The 282-nt window shown below is 47.5% G+C and carries 1 protein-coding gene; it reads right to left on the minus strand.

Going from position 1 to position 282, the window contains the following annotated elements; translation table 11 throughout:
* The coding region (locus CXF62_RS01510) for a transposase (RefSeq protein ID WP_185156575.1) at window positions 1-282 on the minus strand (282 nt) is incomplete at both ends.

The raw sequence follows: 282 nt of genomic DNA on the forward strand, positions 1-282 counted from the left end.
GCTAAGTACACCACTTTGAATGCTGCCTGATCAGATGGGAACACCTTACGCTTATTCACTGCCGTCCGAATCACACTGTTTAGCGACTCAATAGCATTGGTGGTATAAATCACTTTTCTGATGTCTTTAGGATACTCGAAGAACACCGTTAAGCCCTCCCAGTTATTGCGCCAAGACTTGACCACATGCGGGTACTCTGTGCCCCAAGTCTCATCAAAGTGTTCAAGGTTGGCCTCTGCTATCTCAAGCGTATCAGCGCCGTAGATGGCCTTTAAATCAGCC

It is taken from the genome of Psychrobacter sp. MES7-P7E (genome assembly GCF_002863645.1).
In the GTDB taxonomy this organism is placed as follows: domain Bacteria; phylum Pseudomonadota; class Gammaproteobacteria; order Pseudomonadales; family Moraxellaceae; genus Psychrobacter.